The sequence below is a fragment of the Gilliamella apicola genome (assembly GCF_000599985.1).
Taxonomy (GTDB): Bacteria; Pseudomonadota; Gammaproteobacteria; order Enterobacterales; family Orbaceae; genus Gilliamella; species Gilliamella apicola.
The window spans coordinates 2,712,991-2,730,564 of sequence record NZ_CP007445.1 but is presented as its reverse complement, the minus strand read 5'-3'; the positions used below and the strand labels follow the sequence as shown (position 1 = coordinate 2,730,564).

At 37.7% G+C, this 17,574-nt stretch carries 13 protein-coding genes, 3 tRNA genes and 3 rRNA genes; 12 read left to right on the top strand and 7 right to left on the bottom strand.

Going from position 1 to position 17,574, the window contains the following annotated elements; all coding sequences use genetic code 11:
• Window positions 1-135 precede the first annotated feature (135 nt).
• Window positions 136-1,095: an acetyl-CoA carboxylase carboxyl transferase subunit alpha gene (gene accA / locus GAPWK_RS12210; protein ID WP_038517553.1), complete on the top strand. Its 960-nt coding sequence runs from the start codon at window positions 136-138 to the stop codon at window positions 1,093-1,095.
• Between the two features lie 20 nt (window positions 1,096-1,115).
• Entirely contained in the window at window positions 1,116-1,484 is a 369-nt protein-coding gene (locus GAPWK_RS12205) for a diacylglycerol kinase (RefSeq protein ID WP_025316500.1), read from the top strand.
• A gap of 111 nt (window positions 1,485-1,595) precedes the next feature.
• On the opposite strand, the gene GAPWK_RS12200 is transcribed toward GAPWK_RS12205, so the two are convergent.
• From GAPWK_RS12200 to metK, 4 genes are all read right to left on the bottom strand, one after another.
• On the bottom strand, window positions 1,596-2,438 hold the full coding sequence (locus tag GAPWK_RS12200; protein ID WP_025316499.1) for a 23S rRNA (adenine(2030)-N(6))-methyltransferase RlmJ: 843 nt from the start codon (window positions 2,436-2,438) through the stop codon (window positions 1,596-1,598).
• Window positions 2,432-2,806, bottom strand: a complete 375-nt coding sequence (locus tag GAPWK_RS14825; protein WP_141675393.1) for a hypothetical protein — start codon at window positions 2,804-2,806, stop codon at window positions 2,432-2,434. Before GAPWK_RS14825 ends, GAPWK_RS12200 begins: the two co-directional genes overlap by 7 nt.
• 254 nt (window positions 2,807-3,060) lie before the next feature.
• Window positions 3,061-3,564, bottom strand: a complete 504-nt coding sequence (locus tag GAPWK_RS12190; RefSeq protein ID WP_025316497.1) for a SprT family zinc-dependent metalloprotease — start codon at window positions 3,562-3,564, stop codon at window positions 3,061-3,063.
• Entirely contained in the window at window positions 3,548-4,699 is a 1,152-nt protein-coding gene (gene metK / locus GAPWK_RS12185; protein WP_025316496.1) for a methionine adenosyltransferase, read from the bottom strand. Before metK ends, GAPWK_RS12190 begins: the two co-directional genes overlap by 17 nt.
• A 214-nt stretch (window positions 4,700-4,913) precedes the next feature.
• Between metK and murI the strand changes: the two genes are divergently transcribed.
• From murI to GAPWK_RS12145, 8 genes are all read left to right on the top strand, one after another.
• Window positions 4,914-5,738 (top strand): glutamate racemase, encoded by an 825-nt coding sequence (gene murI, locus GAPWK_RS12180; RefSeq protein WP_110287299.1) that lies wholly within the window; start codon window positions 4,914-4,916, stop codon window positions 5,736-5,738.
• 383 nt (window positions 5,739-6,121) lie between these two features.
• A 16S ribosomal RNA gene (locus tag GAPWK_RS12175) occupies window positions 6,122-7,659 on the top strand.
• 57 nt (window positions 7,660-7,716) lie between these two features.
• A tRNA-Glu gene (locus GAPWK_RS12170) sits at window positions 7,717-7,792 on the top strand.
• Between the two features lie 220 nt (window positions 7,793-8,012).
• Window positions 8,013-10,911, top strand: a 23S ribosomal RNA gene (locus GAPWK_RS12165).
• A 127-nt stretch (window positions 10,912-11,038) separates the two neighbouring features.
• Window positions 11,039-11,154, top strand: a 5S ribosomal RNA gene (gene rrf, locus GAPWK_RS12160).
• Together the 16S, 23S and 5S rRNA genes with 3 tRNA genes alongside form the textbook arrangement of a ribosomal RNA operon.
• Window positions 11,155-11,187: 33 nt before the next feature.
• A tRNA-Asp gene (locus GAPWK_RS12155) sits at window positions 11,188-11,264 on the top strand.
• A gap of 8 nt (window positions 11,265-11,272) precedes the next feature.
• Window positions 11,273-11,348: transfer RNA gene (locus GAPWK_RS12150), tRNA-Trp, on the top strand.
• A 132-nt stretch (window positions 11,349-11,480) separates the two neighbouring features.
• Window positions 11,481-11,819 (top strand): DUF413 domain-containing protein, encoded by a 339-nt coding sequence (locus GAPWK_RS12145; protein ID WP_025316494.1) that lies wholly within the window; start codon window positions 11,481-11,483, stop codon window positions 11,817-11,819.
• A gap of 5 nt (window positions 11,820-11,824) precedes the next feature.
• On the opposite strand, the gene GAPWK_RS12140 is transcribed toward GAPWK_RS12145, so the two are convergent.
• The 3 genes from GAPWK_RS12140 to znuC form a co-directional block, all read right to left on the bottom strand.
• Window positions 11,825-13,348: a YifB family Mg chelatase-like AAA ATPase gene (locus tag GAPWK_RS12140; RefSeq protein ID WP_025316493.1), complete on the bottom strand. Its 1,524-nt coding sequence runs from the start codon at window positions 13,346-13,348 to the stop codon at window positions 11,825-11,827.
• A gap of 118 nt (window positions 13,349-13,466) precedes the next feature.
• Window positions 13,467-14,267, bottom strand: coding sequence for a zinc ABC transporter permease subunit ZnuB (gene znuB, locus GAPWK_RS12135; protein WP_025316492.1), 801 nt, complete (start codon window positions 14,265-14,267; stop codon window positions 13,467-13,469).
• 31 nt (window positions 14,268-14,298) lie between these two features.
• Window positions 14,299-15,045, bottom strand: a complete 747-nt coding sequence (gene znuC, locus GAPWK_RS12130) for a zinc ABC transporter ATP-binding protein ZnuC (protein ID WP_025316491.1) — start codon at window positions 15,043-15,045, stop codon at window positions 14,299-14,301.
• 93 nt (window positions 15,046-15,138) lie between these two features.
• Here znuC and znuA point away from each other — a divergent pair, with 93 nt between their 5' ends.
• Both znuA and mepM read left to right on the top strand, forming a co-directional pair.
• Window positions 15,139-16,104, top strand: coding sequence for a zinc ABC transporter substrate-binding protein ZnuA (gene znuA / locus GAPWK_RS12125; RefSeq protein WP_025316490.1), 966 nt, complete (start codon window positions 15,139-15,141; stop codon window positions 16,102-16,104).
• Between the two features lie 23 nt (window positions 16,105-16,127).
• The gene (gene mepM, locus GAPWK_RS12120) at window positions 16,128-17,489 is read left to right on the top strand and encodes a murein DD-endopeptidase MepM (protein ID WP_025316489.1); all 1,362 of its coding nucleotides are present in this window, start codon (window positions 16,128-16,130) and stop codon (window positions 17,487-17,489) included.
• Window positions 17,490-17,574: the final 85 nt, after the last annotated feature.

Here is a 17,574-nt window from a genome sequence, read left to right as displayed (position 1 = left end):
ATAAATGTTGGTGACTTCAATAAGTATTACATAGTAGAATTGACTTAATTTTATCTTAAGAAATAGTCAGTATACTTTAGCTAATGATGTATTTTTTAGGAAATACAAATAAAATAAGAGGCAATCATAAGCGTTATGAACAATTTTTTGGAATTTGAAAAGCCGATAGCGGAATTAGAAGCAAAAATTAATTCCTTAAAGAATATTGATTCGCAACAAGTTGAATTAGATCTAAATTTAGATAAAGAGATTAAACAATTAAATCGAAAAAGCCGCGAGTTAACAAAAAAAATATTTGCAAACCTATCGCCTTGGGATGTCGCACAATTAGCTAGACACCCAAATAGGCCCTATACACTAGATTACATAAAAGAAATTTTCACCGATTTTGATGAGTTGGCAGGTGATCGTGCATATGCCGATGATAAAGCAATAGTAGGTGGCATCGCTCGTATTGATGAACGTGCAGTTATGGTAATTGGACATCAAAAGGGAAGAGAAACCAAACAAAAGATATATCGTAACTTTGGGATGCCTGCTCCAGAAGGTTATCGCAAAGCATTAAGGCTAATGCAATTAGCTGAACGTTTTAAATTACCTATTATTACTTTTATTGATACTCCTGGTGCATATCCTGGAATTGGAGCCGAAGAACGTGGTCAAGCTGAGGCTATTGCCAGAAATTTACGAGAAATGTCACGTCTTAAAGTACCTACAATTTGTACCGTTATTGGTGAAGGTGGATCAGGCGGTGCACTTGCTATCGGTGTATCAGATAAAGTTAATATGATGCAATATAGTACTTATTCGGTTATTTCGCCCGAAGGTTGTGCATCTATTTTATGGAAAAGTGCTGATAAAGCCTCTGTAGCGGCTGAAGCAATGAACATGACCGCTGATAAATTACTTAAACTAAATCTTATTGATTCAATTGTACCTGAGCCACTAGGTGGAGCTCATCGTGATTATGTTAAAGTAGCCGCATCATTAAAAAAACAATTGCTTAGTGATCTTGATGAACTTGAAAATATGGATTTATCGGCTTTACTTGAGAGAAGGTTCCAACGATTAATGAACTATGGTTATGTGAGATAATTTTAAATTTGGAATTTATAATGGAAAAATCGACAGGATTACAACGCATTGTTAATGCCACTAAGTATTCTTTAAAAGGTTTTAAATCTGCAATTAAATATGAAACGGCTTTTCGACAAGAGTTAATTTTATTATTGGTAGCTTATATTATAGTTATGTTAATTGATTTTACCATCTATGAGCGAATTTTATTACTTGGTTCAATAGGGTTTGTTATGATTGTAGAATTACTTAACAGTGCTATTGAATGCGTTGTTGATCGAATCGGTAGTGAGAGACATGAATTATCAGGACGAGCAAAGGACTACGGCTCTGCAGCGGTATTTATGTCCCTGCTATTGACTGTTATTTTATGGATTTATCTATTTTCTTGTCATTTTTTCCCTTAATATTACTTAAACGTGGTGTTTTACTGAAGCATCTAGACAAAAAGTCAATTTACTATAGACATACATATTAAAAATGCGAGATCTTTACTCGTATTTTTAATAAAATTGATATTATTCTGAAACCAGCTCTTGCGCAATAAAGCTACCAGTTTTCTCAACATCTAAGGTATTTTTTATCCATGGCAATATTGTTTGCATTTGTTCATGTAATTTCCATGGCGGATTAATCACTAATATTCCCGAAGCAGTCATACCTTTTTGATTATTATCTGGTTTTATCGCTAATTCAAATTGTGAAATTCGTCTAATTCCTAATTTAATAATACTATCGATCATCTTTTGAGTTTGTGTCCGTGATACAACTGGATACCAAATTAGATAAACACCCGTTGCAAAACGTTTATAAGCTTCAAATAATGCTTTAGGTATTATTTGATAATCGTCTTTAATTTCATAAGACGGGTCAATTAAAATAACTCCACGACGAAACTCATGTGGAAGCTTAGATTTTAATTGTGCAAAACCATCTTCACGTAATACTTTTGCTCTTTTATCTTTACTAAATTCCTGACGTAATAATGGATAATCTGTAGGATGTAATTCTGTTAAATTGAGCTTGTCTTGTTGTCGTAATAATTGTTTAGCAATTAAAGGTGAACCTGGATAATATTTCAATTCACTAAAAGGATTATATCTTTTTATTACAGATAGATAAGTATTAAGCAATTTCGGTATATTAGGTTGTTGCCATAGCAGATTAATCCCTGATAAATATTCTCCTGTTTTCTCCGAATGCTCACTTTTTAACAAATATCTGCCAGCACCAGAATGTGTATCTAAGTATAAAAAAGGTTTTTCTTTTTCTTTTAATGCGTTGATGCATAATGTTAATACAATATGTTTTAATACATCTGCATGATTTCCGGCGTGATAGCTATGTCGATAGCTTAACATGACTTATTTAACCTCTTTTGTTCATTTTTCTGCATATAGAAAGTTGTTAATGCTAGACTTAAAAGACATGGTATTTCCATCAACTCTTCAATTAGATCTTTTCGAGTAGGTTCTAAAACTAAAAATTCATATCCTAAACGTCTATGTTCAGCAATGTCAGCAATACCTAAAAAAAGGAATGCAAAAAATAAATGCCAAACGGGAATTGTCTCATATTTATATCGACGAACTATCTCTTGGCGAATAGTTGGCAAAAATATAGTTAATAATGGGATTGCAATGATAATACTGGCAATAATTTTATAATAAATACGCGAAACATCAGGGAAAAAATCGCGTCCCCAGCTGATGCCTCGACCAAAAAGCATAAACCACCAAAATATTGTCCAAATCCAAAATTTATAAATGTTTGAGTCATTCTTGACGCTTTTAGCATAATGATATGTATAATAACACATAAATAATAAGAATAATGACTGTAAATGTTCAATTAAGCTAACGGTTAATTTATTGTATAAAGGAAGCCAAAAGTTACCTGTAATATATAGAAAAAAGCTCAAAATCACAATAAACATAGAGCTTTTATAAAAGTGCGTATCAAATTTAGGCATAGTTTCTATAATTAAACAAAATTTTTAAGTTTAAGTATACTACCGCATTTACGACATTGATAACTAATTTTATTCTTTTCAATTTTATTATGCCGTATTGATGATAAATAATGTTCTTGGCAATCACATATATATACATACTCTTTACGTTTAAAATTAAAATTATGGGTGACTTTAGGGGGCAGCTTCATTATTTCTGACATGATATATTGCCATTCTTTACCATGAGGTTTTACTTTTCCATAGATTTGAAAGGTAATAAGATGAGCCAATTCATGAGGAACAACTTCCTCAATAAATTTTTCTCCATTTTCACAAAGCATTATGGTGTTAAGTTGAATTTCCCAACGGTTTAATATTGCACTGCCAGCAATGCTACCTTTTGATTTATAACCAATTTTTGGTTCTTTATATTCAGTGTTTAATAGTTGATTGGCTTGAGTTAAGTGTTTCCTTAAACAAGCCATTACCTGATTATGTAAATAAATTGGTATATGTTTATAATCCTGCTGCATAGCGAATTAGTGCTGCTTTATCAGTTTTTTCCCAAGGGAAGATATCTCGACCAAAATGACCGTAGGTTGCTGTTTTTTGATAAATTGGTTGAATCAGATCAAGCATTTGAATTAGCCCATAAGGTCTTAGATCAAAAAATTCTTTGATTAACGAAATAATTTTATCGTGTCCAATTTTCTCAGTACCAAAAGTATTAACATAAACGGATGTAGGATTAGCAACACCAATTGCATAAGAAATTTGCAATTCACACTTATCAGCAAGTCCAGCAGCTACAAGATTTTTAGCAACATATCTTGCTGCATAAGCTGCTGAGCGATCAACCTTTGAAGGATCTTTTCCTGAAAAAGCTCCACCACCGTGACGGGCGGCACCGCCATAAGTATCTACAATGATTTTTCGGCCCGTTAATCCACAGTCACCCATAGGACCACCAATAACAAAACGTCCAGTTGGATTAATAAAATATTTAGTTCTAGAGGTTAACCATTCGGCAGGCAATGTCGGTTTAATGATTTCCTCCATTACCGCTTCTTGTATAATTTTTTGTTCAATACCATCCGAATGTTGGGTTGATAAAACGATTGCATCGACCCCTTTTATCTGTCCATTTTGATAAATTAATGTGACTTGGCTTTTTGCATCTGGTCTTAACCAAGGAAGCGTACCATTTTTTCTAACTTCAGCTTGGCGACGCATCAAATCATGAGCATAGCTGATTGCAGCTGGCATTAGATTAGGCATTTCATTAGTTGCATAACCAAACATAATACCTTGGTCACCAGCGCCTTGTTCTAATGGATTTTCTCTATCTACGCCTTGATTAATATCGGGAGATTGTTTACCAATTGCATTTAACACGGCACAAGAATTTGCATCAAATCCCATTTCTGAACTGGTATAACCGATATCATTAATTGTTTTTCTTGTTAATTCTTCTATATCTACCCAAGCAGAAGTCGTAATTTCACCACCAACTAATGCCATACCTGTTTTTACATATGTTTCACAAGCAACACGAGCCTTTGGATCTTGCTTTAAAATTGCATCAAGTACGGCATCAGATATTTGATCGGCAATTTTATCTGGATGACCTTCTGAAACAGATTCAGATGTAAATAAATATTCTGACATAAAATACCTTTTTAACTTAATTGTGTTTAATAATCGAAATATAATACCTAATTGCAGGTAACTTATTTTAGCAGTTTTACCATCTAGACGTCTATCTTAATAATTATGAAATATTGAATAAACCTTGATAAAAATAAAATTACTTGCATTAATTTCTATTCAATTTACGATATTGCTCGTTTCCTATTTATTATCTAATAAAGTTTAATTTACTATGAATATTATAAAACAATCTCCTGTGGTGTTAGTGTTTGATTCTGGCATCGGTGGATTATCTGTTTATAATGAAATTTACAATAAAATGCCTAATGCGCATTATATTTATGCATTTGATAATGAAATGTTTCCTTATGGTGATAAATCGCCAGAGTTTTTAATTAATAGAGTTAATTCTGTTATTAAAACTATTGCTAAGTTTCAACGAATCGATTTAGCTGTTATTGCATGCAATACCGCTAGTACGATTTGTTTACCAAGCTTACGTGCCAATTTTCTTTTTCCTATAGTAGGCGTAGTACCTGCAATTAAACCTGCAAGTTCACTAACTAAAAATAAATGTATAGGGTTATTGGCAACAAAAGCAACCATTGAAAGGGCTTACACGACAAATTTGATTAAGCAATTTGCTAACCATTGTTCAGTTAAATTATTAGGTTTATCTGAATTAGCACTTATAGCAGAAAATAAATTACAAGGTATAGCTGTAGATATGCAATATTTAAAAGAATTGATGCAGCCATGGCTTAGTTTACAAACTATTCCTGATACAATTGTTCTTGGCTGTACTCATTATCCATTTATTAAAGAAGAGTTGCAGATGGTTTTTCCGCAAGTCAACTTTATTGATTCAGGTTATGCAATTGCAGCAAGGGTATATAATTTATTAAAAGATAAATATGATGCAAACAAAATATCTTCATTTAAGAAAGCAAATATTATATTAAGTACTACCCACAACCAGTCTGTTGAAAAATTGATTAAAAAATTGTCTGAATATAATCTCTATAAATATCATATAATTAATGTTTCAGCTGTTTAAAGGTTATCCGAACGAATAAATATTTGAGCTTTTTTACTTGCCAAAAAAAATGAAGTGCCTATAATGCGCATCCACTGACACGGCGTCAGCGACAAGCAGACGAAACTAGTGTTAGTGAGCAAGGTCAAAAATTTTGAAAAAAGATCTTGACGAATAAAAAGGTGTAGCGTAGTATACGCATCCCTTGAGACAGCAAACTGAGTGATAAGCTTAGTTGACTTAGAAAAGCTGTCAGCTCTTTAAAAAGAAGAAACAGACAATCTGTGTGGGCACTTGCGAGACGAAAGATTAAAAGTCTACGGACTAAAAAAATTAAGTCTTGATAAGTGACACTGAAGATTCATTTGAATTATGTCAGAGACAGTTATTGAGCATCAAACTTTAAATTGAAGAGTTTGATCATGGCTCAGATTGAACGCTGGCGGCAGGCTTAACACATGCAAGTCGAACGGTAACATGAGTGCTTGCACTTGATGACGAGTGGCGGACGGGTGAGTAATGTATGGGGATCTGCCGAATGGAGGGGGACAACAGTTGGAAACGACTGCTAATACCGCATAAAGTTGAGAGACCAAAGCATGGGACCTTCGGGCCATGCGCCATTTGATGAACCCATATGGGATTAGCTAGTTGGTAGGGTAATGGCTTACCAAGGCGACGATCTCTAGCTGGTCTGAGAGGATGACCAGCCACACTGGAACTGAGACACGGTCCAGACTCCTACGGGAGGCAGCAGTGGGGAATATTGCACAATGGGGGAAACCCTGATGCAGCCATGCCGCGTGTATGAAGAAGGCCTTCGGGTTGTAAAGTACTTTCGGTGATGAGGAAGGTGGTGTATCTAATAGGTGCATCAATTGACGTTAATTACAGAAGAAGCACCGGCTAACTCCGTGCCAGCAGCCGCGGTAATACGGAGGGTGCGAGCGTTAATCGGAATGACTGGGCGTAAAGGGCATGTAGGCGGATAATTAAGTTAGGTGTGAAAGCCCTGGGCTCAACCTAGGAATTGCACTTAAAACTGGTTAACTAGAGTATTGTAGAGGAAGGTAGAATTCCACGTGTAGCGGTGAAATGCGTAGAGATGTGGAGGAATACCGGTGGCGAAGGCGGCCTTCTGGACAGATACTGACGCTGAGATGCGAAAGCGTGGGGAGCAAACAGGATTAGATACCCTGGTAGTCCACGCTGTAAACGATGTCGATTTGGAGTTTGTTGCCTAGAGTGATGGGCTCCGAAGCTAACGCGATAAATCGACCGCCTGGGGAGTACGGCCGCAAGGTTAAAACTCAAATGAATTGACGGGGGCCCGCACAAGCGGTGGAGCATGTGGTTTAATTCGATGCAACGCGAAGAACCTTACCTGGTCTTGACATCCACAGAATCTTGCAGAGATGCGGGAGTGCCTTCGGGAACTGTGAGACAGGTGCTGCATGGCTGTCGTCAGCTCGTGTTGTGAAATGTTGGGTTAAGTCCCGCAACGAGCGCAACCCTTATCCTTTGTTGCCATCGGTTAGGCCGGGAACTCAAAGGAGACTGCCGTTGATAAAGCGGAGGAAGGTGGGGACGACGTCAAGTCATCATGGCCCTTACGACCAGGGCTACACACGTGCTACAATGGCGTATACAAAGGGAGGCGACCTCGCGAGAGCAAGCGGACCTCATAAAGTACGTCTAAGTCCGGATTGGAGTCTGCAACTCGACTCCATGAAGTCGGAATCGCTAGTAATCGTGAATCAGAATGTCACGGTGAATACGTTCCCGGGCCTTGTACACACCGCCCGTCACACCATGGGAGTGGGTTGCACCAGAAGTAGATAGCTTAACCTTCGGGAGGGCGTTTACCACGGTGTGGTCCATGACTGGGGTGAAGTCGTAACAAGGTAACCGTAGGGGAACCTGCGGTTGGATCACCTCCTTACGAAGAGCTCGTAAGTGTTCACACAGATTGTTTGTTTATGAAAGAAGAAGTAATTAAGTCCCCTTCGTCTAGAGGCCTAGGACATCGCCCTTTCACGGCGGTAACAGGGGTTCGAATCCCCTAGGGGACGCCATAAAATGTGATGAAGTTACTTTTTAATAAAATTATGTTTGTATTTACTTGAAGTCGGTAGATGATAAAGTGAATAGAAGTATAAAGCTCTTTAACAATTAGGAACAAGCTGAAAGAAACGAGTTCTCGTTTTTATGTTGAGCTGATGTATGAAAGTATGTTGGTTTGAAGTAAGAAAGAGAAGAAAGCGTAATGAAAACCAAGACAACTGTGAGTTGTAAGGTTAAGAAATTAAGCGTACACGGTGGATGCCTAGGCAATCAGAGGCGAAGAAGGACGTGTTAATCTGCGAAAAGCAACGGTGAGTCGATAAAAGGCGCTATAACCGTTGATGTCCGAATGGGGAAACCCAGTACAGGCGACTGTACTATCATCTGATGAATCCATAGTCAGATGAGGCGAACCGGGAGAACTGAAACATCTAAGTACCCCGAGGAAAAGAAATCAACCGAGATTCCCTAAGTAGCGGCGAGCGAAAGGGGAGAAGCCCAAGCGGGTAGCATAATGTATTAATGGAAGCGTCTGGAAAGTCGCACGATAGAGGGTGAAAGTCCCGTACATGAAAATGCATTATGTGGAAGCTTATAGAGTAGGGCGGGACACGTGATATCCTGTCTGAAGAAGGGGGGACCATCCTCCAAGGCTAAATACTCCTGATTGACCGATAGTGAACCAGTACCGTGAGGGAAAGGCGAAAAGAACCCCGGGAGGGGAGTGAAATAGACCCTGAAACCGTGTACGTACAATCAGTGGGAGCTGTTACCGTTGGGTGATAGTGACTGCGTACCTTTTGTATAATGGGTCAGCGACTTATATTCTGTAGCGAGGTTAACCGAATAGGGGAGCCGAAGGGAAACCGAGTATTAACTGTGCGTTAAGTTGCAGGGTATAGACCCGAAACCCGGTGATCTAGCCATGGGCAGGTTGAAGGTTGGTTAACACTAACTGGAGGACCGAACCGACTAATGTTGAAAAATTAGCGGATGACCTGTGGCTGGGGGTGAAAGGCCAATCAAACCGGGAGATAGCTGGTTCTCCCCGAAAGCTATTTAGGTAGCGCCTCATGAGTAACTGTTGGGGGTAGAGCACTGTTTCGGCTAGGGGGCCATCCCGGCTTACCAACCCGATGCAAACTACGAATACTGACAAGTTTAATCATGGGAGACACACGGCGGGTGCTAACGTTCGTCGTGAAGAGGGAAACAACCCAGACCGCCAGCTAAGGTCCCAAAGTCATAGTTAAGTGGGAAACGAAGTGGGAAGGCTTAGACAGCTAGGATGTTGGCTTAGAAGCAGCCATCATTTAAAGAAAGCGTAATAGCTCACTAGTCGAGTCGGCCTGCGCGGAAGATGTAACGGGGCTAAAACTATGCACCGAAGCTGCGGCAGCGCATGAAAGTGTGTTGGGTAGGGGAGCGTTCTGTAAGCCGTAGAAGGTGTACTGTGAGGTATGCTGGAGGTATCAGAAGTGCGAATGCTGACATAAGTAACGATAAAGCGGGTGAAAAGCCCGCTCGCCGGAAGACCAAGGGTTCCTGTCCAACGTTAATCGGGGCAGGGTGAGTCGACCCCTAAGGAGAGGCCGAAGGGCGTATCTGATGGGAAACGGGTTAATATTCCCGTACTGGCTATAACTGCGATGGGGGGACGAAGAAGGCTAGGTTTACCACCTATTGGATGGTGGGTTAAGCGTGTAGGGGTGTGATTAGGCAAATCCGGTCACTAAGACTCTGAGGCGTGATGACGAGCTACTAAGGTAGTGAAGTAATTGATGCCCTGCTTCCAGGAAAATCCTCTAAGCTTCAGGTTATAGTTAATCGTACCCGAAACCGACACAGGTGGTCAGGTAGAGAATACTAAGGCGCTTGAGAGAACTCGGGTGAAGGAACTAGGCAAAATGGTGCCGTAACTTCGGGAGAAGGCACGCTGATGGTAATTGAAATCCCATGCGGATGTAGGTGAAGTCAGTCGAAGATACCAGCTGGCTGCAACTGTTTAATAAAAACACAGCACTGTGCAAACACGAAAGTGGACGTATACGGTGTGACGCCTGCCCGGTGCTGGAAGGTTAATTGATGGGGTTATGCGTAAGCAGAAGCTCTTGATCGAAGCCCCAGTAAACGGCGGCCGTAACTATAACGGTCCTAAGGTAGCGAAATTCCTTGTCGGGTAAGTTCCGACCTGCACGAATGGCGTAATGATGGCCAGGCTGTCTCCACCCGAGACTCAGTGAAATTGAAATTGCCGTGAAGATGCGGTGTACCCGTGGCAAGACGGAAAGACCCCGTGAACCTTTACTATAGCTTGACAGTGAACATTGAGCCTTAATGTGTAGGATAGGTGGGAGACTAAGAAGTGTGTACGCTAGTATGCATGGAGTCGTCCTTGAAATACCACCCTTTAATGTTTGATGTTCTAACCTATACTTCTGAATCGAGGTAAGGGACACTGTCTGGTGGGTAGTTTGACTGGGGCGGTCTCCTCCCAAAGAGTAACGGAGGAGCACGAAGGTTAGCTAATCCTGGTCGGACATCAGGAGGTTAGTGCAATGGCAAAAGCTAGCTTGACTGCGAGAGTGACGGCTCGAGCAGGTACGAAAGTAGGTCATAGTGATCCGGTGGTTCTGAATGGAAGGGCCATCGCTCAACGGATAAAAGGTACTCCGGGGATAACAGGCTGATACCGCCCAAGAGTTCATATCGACGGCGGTGTTTGGCACCTCGATGTCGGCTCATCACATCCTGGGGCTGAAGTAGGTCCCAAGGGTACGGCTGTTCGCCGTTTAAAGTGGTACGCGAGCTGGGTTTAGAACGTCGTGAGACAGTTCGGTCCCTATCTGCCATGGGCGTAGGAAAATTGAGGGGGTTTGCTTCTAGTACGAGAGGACCGAAGTGAACGCACCGCTGGTGTTCGGGTTGTGATGCCAATTGCATTGCCCGGTAGCTACGTGCGGAATAGATAAGTGCTGAAAGCATCTAAGTACGAAACTAGCCTCGAGATGAGTTTTCCCTGATGAGAGTCAGTAAGGTCCGTTTGAGACTAAGACGTAGATAGGTCAGGTGTGTAAGTGTAGTGATACATTGAGCTAACTGATACTAATGAACCGAGAGTCTTAACCTTACAACTCGGAGTTGTTTTGGGTACGCGATAGAGTGATTACAAGGTAATCGAACAGTTTGTTCCGGATTGAGAGATTAGTGCGTATATGAGATAATGTGCTGATTGATAGAAGAGAAGACAGGATATGTCTGGCGGTAATAGCGCGGTGGTCCCACCTGACCCCATGCCGAACTCAGAAGTGAAACGCCGAAGTGCCGATGGTAGTGTGGGTATTACCCATGTGAGAGTAGGGAGCCGCCAGACTTTTAAATTTTATATATACATACCAAATTCGGTGGAGCGGTAGTTCAGTTGGTTAGAATACCTGCCTGTCACGCAGGGGGTCGCGGGTTCGAGCCCCGTCCGTTCCGCCACCTTATTTAGGGGCGTAGTTCAATTGGTAGAGCACCGGTCTCCAAAACCGGGTGTTGGGAGTTCGAGACTCTCCGCCCCTGCCAAAAATGATGATTTTGTTCTAATTTTAGCCGTTCAGTGACTTTTACTAATACAAATAAAAAATTTTTGTTTACAGATTAAGTTAGTGAATTATAATTCCCGCCCAAATACTTTTACAATCTAGAGGATATAAAATGGCTGAAAGTTTTGTAAGTCAACAACGTTTTTTTGATAATAAGAATTATCCAAGAGGATTCTCTCGTCATGGTGATTTCACAATTAAAGAAGCACAAATTTTAGAAAAATATGGTTGTGCTTTTAGGGATCTTGATGCAGAAACAAGAAAACCTGTTACAGCAGACGAAAAATCATTTGTAGCAGTCTGTAAAGGAAAAAAAGATCCTTCTACAGATTTAGAAAAAGCATGGTTAAAATACCTTTCCCGAATAAATAAACCTAAGCGTTTTCATACATTATCTGGTGGTAAGCCACAAGTTGATGTTAATGATGATTTCGTAGACAGTGATGATTAATTCTTTTAACCAATATTTTTGTGTAATTGAATTAATAATCGATCCATAGAACGATAACTTAAAGCTTCTGATATATGTTTTCGTTCTATGTTTTTTGATAGCTCTAAATCTGCAATAGTGCGAGATACTTTCAATATTCTATGCCATGCTCTGGCTGAAAGCCCTAATTTTATTAATGCTTGTTCCAAATACTCATTATTTTCATCAGATAACTGACAATAAAGTTGAATGTCATTAGAGGTTAGTTGGCTATTTAATTTTTTATTTCTTTCCATTTGAATATTTCTAGCTCGTAAAACTCTTTCTTTTACTATTTCAGTAGATTCACTCTTTATTGCTCTCTGGCTTAATGCTCCTTTAGGTAAAAGTGGAACTTCAATAGATATATCAAATCTATCTAAAAATGGCCCTGAAAGCCGATTTAGGTAGCGAATGATTTGTTGAGGCGTCGTTCTATTATGCGTTCCTTGATAGTGCCCTGTAGGACTAGGATTCATTGCCGCAATCAGTTGAAATCTGGCTGGAAATTTTATTTTAGCATTTGCTCTTGAAATAATGATTTCTCCTGATTCAATAGGTTCTCTTAACGCATCGAGTACTTTACGATTAAATTCTGGAAGTTCATCTAAAAACAATACTCCATTATGAGCCAGTGATATTTCACCAGGTTTAGGTATTGATCCTCCTCCAACCAATGCTGCAATTGAAGCACTATGATGAGGTGATCTGAAAGGGCGTTTACGCCAGTTTTTGATTGATCCATTTGAACTAACCAAACTAGTAATTGCTGCACTTTCAAGTGCTTCTGTATCAGATAAGGGAGGCAGCAATGATGTTAATCGAGTTGCTAACATAGTTTTACCTGTTCCGGGTGGACCTATTAATAATAAATTATGACCTCCAGCGGCCGCTATTTCCAATGCTCTTTTAGCATGTTCTTGCCCAATAATATCCTGCAAATTAGCTAACGTATCATTACCATTGTGATGTTCTCTATAAGCAACTAACGGTAAGTTTATTTCTTGGGTCAAATGTTGACACACCTCAACTAAATTACTTGTGATTAATGTATTTCCTTGGTGTATTAAAGATATTTCTGATTGATTCGCTGCAGATATGATTAGCGAACGTTGCTTTTTTTGGGATGAAATTGCAGCAGGTATAGCACCTTTAACCGCTCTAATCTCTCCTGATAAAGCAAGTTCTCCTAAAAATTCATAATTAGATAAATTATCAGAAGGAATTTGCTGTGTTGCAGCAAGAATTGCAATGGCAATGGGTAAATCAAAACGACTGCCTTCTTTTGGGAGATCGGCTGGTGACAAATTGACAGTTATTTTTTTTGCAGGAAAAGTAAATCCACTATTAATGATTGCACTTCTAACACGATCTTTTGCTTCTTTGACTGTTGCTTCAGGAAGCCCAACTAGGACAAAACCAGGTAATCCATTACTAATATGAACCTCTACATTAATTTGTGGAGCTTGTATTCCAATGGATGCGCGCGTAAAAATAGTTGCAAGTGACATAATTTTAATCTTTAACATTTAAATTTATTATCACTTTATTTATATATAAGCATACATAAATATTACCATTAAATTTATGCGCGTTTGTTCGCAAAAAATATAATATTTTTTCTGTTATTTACTCTTTTTCACTAATTAGGAATCTTGAGACAAATAATGATATAAAAAAGAGACATGTATTACTCAATACAACGGATGGACCTGTTGGAGTATCATAAATGAATGAAAATAATAATCCTCCAATGATTGATAACATACCAATAATTATTGCTATTAATGCCATAGATTCAGGTGTTTTGGAATAATATTTAGCAGTTGCAGCAGGAATAATAAGTAACGATGTGATAATTAGTGCACCTACAAATTTCATTGCGATTCCTATTGTAAATGCTAATAAAAAGGTCAAAAGTAATTTTGTGAATTGTATGTTGATACCGTTACTAAATGCTAATTCTTCACTTACCGTAATGAATAAAAAATTATTCCATTGCCAAAGTAATAAAGTGCCAATAAGCATCACACAAATAATAATTGGAAAGAGATCAGAATATGTTACAGATAGAAGATCGCCAAATAAATATCCCATTAAGTCAATACGTATATTCTTCATTAAGCTAATGACTACTAGACCTAGTGATAATGCACTGTGAGCCAAAATACCAAGTAAAGTATCAATTGGTAATTGCTTTTGAGATTCAAGCCAAAGTAGCCCTAAAGCAAGTAAAAGTGTTATAAAAATAACAGCATAAAACAAATTTATGTTGAATAGAAAACCAAATGCGATACCGAGTAAAGCTGCATGTGATAAAGTATCACCAAAATATGACATTCTTCTCCATACAACAAATGTACCTAAAGGACCTGTTATTGCGGTTAAAAATAAACCAGCTAATAAAGATGGTAATAGTAACTCAATCATTATTTTTTCTTCCAAATTTAGGTAAAATTATTTAATTATTTTGCTGTTCATTAGCGTGTTTACATAAATCATGTTGATGATTGTGATGATGTTTATAAACAGCGATTTGAGATGCACCTTGTTGGCCAAAAAGAGAAATAAATTCTGGATCATTTGAAACACTAGCTGGTGTGCCTGAACAACAAATATGATGATTTAAGCAGATGACTTCATCTGTTTTAGCCATTACTAAATGCAGATCATGTGAAACCATTAAAATACCACAATTAAACTGTGTTTTAGCATTACTAATCAAATCATATAATAAAACCTGCCCATTAACATCAACCCCTTGGGTCGGTTCATCTAGGATTAATAACTGAGGGCGTTTAGCTAATGCCTGAGCAAGTAAAACCCTTTGCAGCTCACCACCAGACAATTGGTGCATTGATTTATCAATTAAATATTCTGCTTTTACCATGGATAGGATGTTTAAAATATTTTTATTATTTAATTGTTTATTCAAGCACATAAAACGCTTCACAGTAATGGGTAAGGTTGGATTAAGTTTGATGGATTGTGGTACATAACCAATTGTTAAGTTATTTAAACGAGTTATCTTTCCTGATGTATAAGGCATTAATCCTAAAATGACTTTAACTAATGTTGATTTACCAGCACCATTAGGACCAAGTAACGTCACAATTTGATTTGTGTTAATTGATAAAGAAACATTATGTAATATTTTTTGATGTTTTATTTCAACTGAAACATTATCTAGCAAAATTAGCTGAGTCATATTAGCGTAAGTCCTTGCTCACCTATATGTTATGTTATATTATAACAATTATGTAATCTATTCTACCATATTTTATAACTATAGGATAATGATGTGAAAAAAAATACACGAATTAAATTTAAACGATTATCGAGATTTTTAAAAATACTAAGTCCATTTCTTATCATTAATGGGCTTATTTTAAACGCTAATGCAAACATTATTTCTTCTGTAAAGCCTATTGCTTTTATAACTCAAGCGATTTCTGATGGTGTTACAAATACTGATATTTTATTGCCCGATGGAACTTCTCCGCACACATATTCTTTAAAACCATCGGATTTGGCTAAGATAAAAACAGCAGAATTGATTATTTGGGTTGGTGAGGACTTAGAAACATTCATGCCTACAGTTTTAAAAAATATTGATAAGAACAAGCAGATTGAATTAATGGACATACCAACCATTAAAAGTTTACTACGAACCAGTACAAATAATCATGATCAACAAAAAACTCATACTCATAATAACGATTCTGATCATGACCATCATGGTGAATACGATGAGCATATTTGGCTTTCCCCAAAAATTGCCAATGAGATTGCTCAAGCAGTACATGATAAACTTATTAGTATATATCCAGAGAAAAAAGGTATTTTTGATGAAAATTTGAACGAATTCACCATTAAACTAGCTGAAACAGAACAAAACATTGCAAAAAAACTCATTAACGTACAAAATAGCGGATATTTTGTTTTTCATGATGCCTATGGGTATTTTGAATCACAGTTCGGATTAAAAAATCTAGGTAGTTTTACCATAAATCCAGCAGTACAGCCAGGTGTTCAAACCGTTTATGCTATCAAACGAGAATTAAAAGAGCATCAAGCAGTATGTGTATTTAGAGAGCCACAGTTTAGCCCTGCAGTTATTGAAAAAATAGTGAATGGAACGGATGTTCATATTGGGGAATTGAATCCCTTGGGTACAGATATCACTTTATCCAAAAATGCCTATTCACAATTTTTATTAAAATTAACACAGCAACTGTTGGACTGTTTAGATAAAAAGTTAATGTAGATAATAAATAGTTAAGGTTAATTTTGGCAAGTAAGATTGAATCCCCTAATGTTGAAAAGAATAAATTTAATTTTCCCTATTTTTCACTATTAGGTGTTCTTCTTGTGGTTATCTTATTTACCGTATTATGGCGTCCACTTAATTTGGATCGTACGGTATATGTTCCTTTGACTCCTCAAGTTGAAACGACAGTAACAGATAATATTAATTCTCCAGTTGTTGTTGGTGATGGTCGGATTGAAGTTGTTGGCGGTAAATCAAAAACAGATCAAATTACTGAATCATCAGATGTTCCTGAGGATGAAATAGTTAAAGACGAATTAGATGACATTATTGAAGATAAGGGCAATACTGTGCAATATACTGTTGCACGAGGTGATACTTTACATGATATTTTGCTAAGGTATAACGTCAATAGAAGGGATGTTTACCAATTAACAACCAACTTTAAACAGCTTGCCAATTTAAGAATTGGTCAACAAATTAGTTGGACTATTGATGACTCCCGTAATCTACAAAGTTTTAGTTGGATAATATCCAGTAACAATATCAGAATTTACGAAAAATCAGGCAATAAATTTATTGAAAGCTCTGAAACTATAGAAGTGGTACCACAAAATGTAGTTATAAAAGGGGATATAAAAACCAGTTTTATTGCTGACGCTCGTAAAAGTGGATTAACCAGTAGTGAAATTGGTATTATTACTCGAGCCCTACAATGGCGCTTAGATTTTCGACGTTTAAAAGTTGGTGATAAATTCTCAGTAATTTTATCGCGTGAAGTACATGGTAAACGCTTGGCTAATAGTCAATTAATTGGTGTTCGCATTAAGAATGGTAGCAAAGATTATTATGCTATTTTAGCTGATGATGGTAAATTCTATGATATTAACGGCGGTAGTTTATCACAAAGCTTTTTCCGATATCCTTTGGCAAAACAGGCTCGCGTTTCGTCAGGATTTAACCCTCGTCGCTTAAATCCTGTTACTGGTATTGTTACACCTCATAATGGTGTAGACTTTGCCGTATCTCGAGGAACACCAGTTTTATCGGTAGGTAATGGTGAAGTGGTTATTGCAAAGTACAGTGGTTCTGCGGGTAACTATATTGCTATTCGTCATGGTCGCCAGTATATGACAACTTATATGCATCTGGATAAAATATTGGTAAAACCCGGTCAGCAAGTTAAGCAAGGTGATAAGATTGGTTTATCTGGCAACACAGGACGATCGACTGGTCCTCATCTACACTTTGAGTTACATATTAATAATAAACCTGTTAATCCATTAACTGCAAGTTTACCTATTTCTGAAGGGTTAACTGGAAAATCAAAAAAGGCATTTTTGTCAAAAGTTAAAGATATTCGCTCACAGCTAAATTTTTAAAAATTTATAAGTTAATTTTATACTAAAACGTACCCATTTCCTGAAACTTCTTTACAAAAAGAAGCTCAAGGTATCCTTAAAAAAT

Excerpts from the sequence above, each read along its gene's own strand:
- accA (WP_038517553.1), top strand. The coding sequence starts at position 136 with ATGAACAATTTTTTGGAATTTGAAAAGCCGATAGCGGAATTAGAAGCA.
- GAPWK_RS12205 (WP_025316500.1), top strand. The coding sequence starts at position 1,116 with ATGGAAAAATCGACAGGATTACAACGCATTGTTAATGCCACTAAGTAT.
- GAPWK_RS12200 (WP_025316499.1), bottom strand. The coding sequence starts at position 2,438 with ATGTTAAGCTATCGACATAGCTATCACGCCGGAAATCATGCAGATGTA.
- GAPWK_RS14825 (WP_141675393.1), bottom strand. The coding sequence starts at position 2,806 with ATGCTTTTTGGTCGAGGCATCAGCTGGGGACGCGATTTTTTCCCTGAT.
- GAPWK_RS12190 (WP_025316497.1), bottom strand. The coding sequence starts at position 3,564 with ATGCAGCAGGATTATAAACATATACCAATTTATTTACATAATCAGGTA.
- metK (WP_025316496.1), bottom strand. The coding sequence starts at position 4,699 with ATGTCAGAATATTTATTTACATCTGAATCTGTTTCAGAAGGTCATCCA.
- murI (WP_110287299.1), top strand. The coding sequence starts at position 4,914 with ATGAATATTATAAAACAATCTCCTGTGGTGTTAGTGTTTGATTCTGGC.
- GAPWK_RS12145 (WP_025316494.1), top strand. The coding sequence starts at position 11,481 with ATGGCTGAAAGTTTTGTAAGTCAACAACGTTTTTTTGATAATAAGAAT.
- GAPWK_RS12140 (WP_025316493.1), bottom strand. The coding sequence starts at position 13,348 with ATGTCACTTGCAACTATTTTTACGCGCGCATCCATTGGAATACAAGCT.
- znuB (WP_025316492.1), bottom strand. The coding sequence starts at position 14,267 with ATGATTGAGTTACTATTACCATCTTTATTAGCTGGTTTATTTTTAACC.
- znuC (WP_025316491.1), bottom strand. The coding sequence starts at position 15,045 with ATGACTCAGCTAATTTTGCTAGATAATGTTTCAGTTGAAATAAAACAT.